1 protein-coding gene is annotated in these 4,523 nt (G+C 72.1%); it reads left to right on the top strand.

Features of this window, described 5'->3' with window-relative positions; translation table 11 throughout:
• Positions 1-127: 127 nt before the first annotated feature.
• On the top strand, positions 128-4,523 hold a 4,396-nt coding region (locus AQI88_RS40525), incomplete at its 3' end, for a type I polyketide synthase (RefSeq protein ID WP_159050537.1).

The raw sequence follows: 4,523 nt of genomic DNA, 5'->3' as shown, positions 1-4,523 counted from the left end.
GATCGCGCAGGCCGGCGAGGATCTGGTGGCGGCGGCCAGTTTGCAGCGCGGCGATGGCGGGCGTGGGCGGTGGTTGACCGCGCTGGCAGGTGCGTATGCGGCTGGTGTCGAGGTGGACTGGGCAACGGTGACAGCCGACGAGGGTCGGGCGGTCAAGGTCGATCTGCCGACCTACCCGTTCCAGCGCCAGCACTACTGGCCGAAGGCCGTCACCGCTCGTGGGGACGCCTCGTCGATCGGTCTGCAACGCTCCGGGCATCCGTTGTTGGCGGCCGCGGTGTGGTTGGCCGAGGGTGACGGGCTGGTGTTGACGGGTCGTCTGTCGCTGGCCGCGATGCCGTGGCTGGCCGACCACGCGGTCCACGGCACGGTCCTGCTGCCCGGCACCGCGTTCGTGGACCTGGCGGTCCACGCCGGGGACCTGGCCGGGTGCGGTGTCCTGGAGGAACTGACGCTCCAGGAGCCGCTGGTCCTGTCGGAGCATGGCGGCGTGCAGTTGCAGGTCCGTGTCAGCGACGGCGACAGCGGTCTGCGAACGGTCACGGTCTCCTCCCGCGAGGGTGAGGGCGAATGGGTGCGGCACGCCGTTGGCGTGCTGGCCCCGGCCGGCAGTGAGCCCGTCCCCGCCCCGCTGGCCGTCTGGCCTCCGGCGGGTGCGGAGTCGGTTCCGGTCGACGACGCCTACGAGAGGCTGGCTCGGCGCGGTTACGGCTATGGGCCGGCGTTCCAGGGCCTGCGTCAGGTCTGGCGTGCCGAGGACACCGTCTACGCCGAGGTGGAGCTGCCCCAGGCCGCAGAAGCCGATGTTGCCGGGTTCGGCCTGCATCCCGCTCTGCTCGACGCCGCTCTGCACGGTCTCCTGGCCGCCGGCAGCAGCAATGGCAGTGGTGGGACGGGGCTGCCGTTCGCGTGGTCGGGGGTGCGGCTGCTGGCCGGCGGTGCCCGCCACCTGCGAGTGGTCTTGGCTCCCGGGTCAGGTGGGATCTCGGTCACGGCGTTCGACGCTGTCGGTGAACCCGTCTTGCAGGCACGGTCACTGGCGTTGCGTGAGATTCCGGCTGCTCAGCTCACCGGGGCTGGTCGGCAGGTGCGGCAGTCGCTGTTCACCGTCGACTGGGTCCCGCTGACGACGCAGGCTTCGGCCGCCGCAGTGCAGTGGGTGCGGCACGGCCAGTCGGTCGGCTCCGAGCTGGCGCCGGTGGTTGTTGCGGCCGTGCCGGCTGCCCCGTTCGGGATGTCGGCGCCGCAGGCGGCCCACCTGGCTGCCGCGACGGTGCTGGGTTGGGTGCAGCAGTGGCTCGCCGACCCCGAGACTGACAATGCGCGGTTGCTGATCTGGACCCAGGGCGCGGCCGCTGGGCAGGATCTGGCCGGCGCAGCGGTGGCGGGCCTGGTCCGCTCCACGCAGTCCGAGCACCCGGGTCGCCTGCTGCTGGTCGATGTCGACCCGGCGGCCGGCCTCTACCCCACCTACGACGCCGACGTGGAGACCGTTCTGGCTGCGGTGCTGGATGCCGATGAGCCTGAGGTCTGCGTCCGTCCCGCTACCGACGGCGGGGGCGTGGTGGCGTTCGGTCGGCGGCTGGCCCGGGCCGGGACGGAGGAGCCCGGGACCGCGCCCGCCGAGTGGGACCGGCAGGGCACGGTGCTGGTCACGGGTGGAACCGGAACGCTGGGCGGGGAGTTGGCCCGGCACCTGGTCAACGTTCGTGGCATGCAGCACCTGCTCCTGATGTCGCGGCGCGGCCCCGCCGCACCGGGGGCTGCCCGCCTGGCAGCGGAGTTGGCCCAGTCGGGTGCGGGTGTGCGGGTCCAGGCCGGCGACGCCGCCGACCGCGACGCCCTCGCCCCGGTGCTGGCCAAGATCGCGGCTGAGCGGCCGCTGACCGCAGTGGTGCACGCCGCCGGGGTGATCGACGACGCCACTGTGGAGTCGCTGACACCGCAGCGCATGGCGACCGTCCTGTCGGCGAAGGCCGACGCGGCCTGGAACCTGCACGAGCTGACCGAAGGCACGGGTCTGGCCGGCTTCGTGCTCTACTCCTCGGCCGCGGCTGTCATGGGCAGCGCGGGACAGGGGAGTTACGCCGCCGCCAACGCGTTCCTGGACGCGCTGGCCGTCTACCGCCACGATCGGCACCTGGCCGGTCAGTCGCTGGCCTGGGGACTGTGGGCCCAGACCTCGGAGATGACGGGGCATCTGGAGGGTGTGAGTCTGTCTCGCCTGCGTCGTGGCGGCATCCAGCCGCTGACGACGGAACAGGGCCTGGCGCTGTTCGACGCCGCTGCCGCGTTGAGCACACCGTTGACGGTTCCGGCTCTGCTGGACCTGACGGCACTGTCACGCCCTGGAAGGCCACTGCCCCCGCTGCTGCGCGGCTTGGCCGCCGGTGCCCCCGCCCGCCCGACCGCGGCCGTGGCTGCGGCTGCGGCTGCGGACGCGGGTGGCTTGGGGGCCCGGTTGGCCGCGCTCAGTCCCGCTGAGCGCGAGCAGGAAGTCCTGGAGATCGTCCGGGCCGCTGTCGCCGCCGTTCTGGGCCATGCCAGCCCCGGGGACATCGATCCCCAGCGGGCCTTCCGCGAGATGGGCATCGACTCCCTGACCGCGCTGGAGCTGCGTAACCGACTGGTTGCGGAGACCGGCCTGAGCCTTCCCGCCACCCTGGTCTTCGACTACCCCGTCCCTCTGGAACTCGCCCGGCATCTGGTGACAGAGGCGTGCGGGACTGCCGAGGCCCTCGGGGAGAGCGCTGTGCCGGTGGTCCGTGTCGGCACGGACGAGCCGGTGGCGATCGTGGGAATCGGCTGCCGGTTCCCGGGCGGAGCCGAGGGCCCGGAGGGCTTCTGGCAGTTGGTCGCCGGAGGCTCCGACGCGATGTCGGGCTTCCCGGCGAACCGCGGCTGGGACGTGGCCGGCCTGCCTGACCTTGAGTCGGGTGATGACGAGGGTGCGCGTTACGCCCCGGTGGGTGGCTTCCTGGACAGCGCTGGTGATTTCGATGCGGAGTTCTTCGGGATCAGTCCGCGTGAGGCGTTGGGGATGGACCCCCAGCAGCGGCTGTTGCTGGAGACCTGCTGGGAGGCACTGGAGGACGCTGGCATCACCCCGGGTTCGCTGCGTGGCACCGACACCGGCGTCTACGCCGGGATCATCACGTCCGGCTACCGAGTCGGAGGGCAGTACGGTGCCGGCGGCTACGGGATGACCGGGACCACGGCGAGTGTGGCGTCGGGACGCGTGGCCTACTCGCTGGGTCTGCAGGGCCCCGCCGTCTCGATCGACACGGCGTGTTCCTCGTCGCTGACGGCGATTCACCTGGCCGCGCAGGCGCTGCGGTCCGGGGAGTGCGGGATCGCGCTGGCCGGTGGCGTAACGGTGATGGCCACCCCGGGTGCGTACCTGGAGTTCGCGCGGCAGCGAGGTCTTGCTGCCGACGGCCGGTGCAAGCCGTTCGCGGAGGCGGCCGATGGCACCGGGTGGGGCGAAGGCGTCGGAGTAGTGGTTCTGGAGCGGCTGACCGATGCCCGCGCTCGTGGGCACCGGGTGTTGGCGGTCGTGGCGGGCAGTGCGGTCAACCAGGACGGGGCCAGCAACGGTCTGTCGGCGCCGAATGGTCCGTCGCAGCAGCGGGTGATCCGGGCCGCGTTGGCGAGCGCAAGGTTGCAGCCGGGCGATGTCGATGTGGTGGAGGCGCATGGCACTGGTACGGCGCTGGGTGACCCGATCGAGGCGCAGGCGCTGCTGGCGACCTATGGTCAGGATCGTCCGGAGGGCCGGCCGCTGTTGCTGGGGTCGGTGAAGTCGAACATCGGTCACACGCAGGCGGCTGCTGGTGTGGCTGGTGTGATCAAGATGGTGCAGGCGATGCGGCACGGGATGCTGCCCCAGACCCTGCACGTGGACGCTCCGTCCTCGCATGTGGACTGGTCGGCCGGGGCGGTGGAACTGCTGACCGCCCCCCGGGAGTGGCCGGCGGGTTCTGGTCCGCGGCGGGCTGGTGTGTCGGCGTTCGGGATCAGCGGCACCAACGTCCACCTCATCCTCGAGCAGCCCACCCAGGACGCCCCTGTCCCGGATGTCTCTGCCGTGGATGGGGCGGCGCCCACCTCTGAGTTGGGGTTGTCTGTGGGTCCGGTGGCGTGGGTGTTGTCGGCGCGGTCCGGTGCGGCGCTGGCCGCGCAGGCGGGTCGGCTGGCGGAGTTCGTGGCTGATCGTCCGGAGGTCGCGGCCAAGGATGTGGCGTTCTCCCTGGCGGTGACGAGGACCATGGCGTTCTCCCACCGGCTGGCGGTGGTCGGCCAGGACCGTGCCCAGCTGCTGGAGGGCCTGACTGCCGCTGCCGCGGGCCAGGAAGCACCCGGGGTGGTGACCGGTGTGGTGAGCGGGGTTGCTGGTTCGGTGTCGCGGCCGGTGTTCGTGTTCGCGGGTCAGGGTGCGCAGTGGGCCGGGATGGGTCTGCAGTTGTGGGGCGAGGAGCCCGTCTTCGCGGCGGCGATGGAGCGCTGCGCGCAGGCGTTGGCGT

It is taken from the genome of Streptomyces cellostaticus, assembly GCF_001513965.1.
Lineage (GTDB): Bacteria > Actinomycetota > Actinomycetes > Streptomycetales > Streptomycetaceae > Streptomyces > Streptomyces cellostaticus.
Note: the sequence above shows the minus strand (reverse complement) of the source record. Positions and strands in the feature narration are given on the sequence as shown.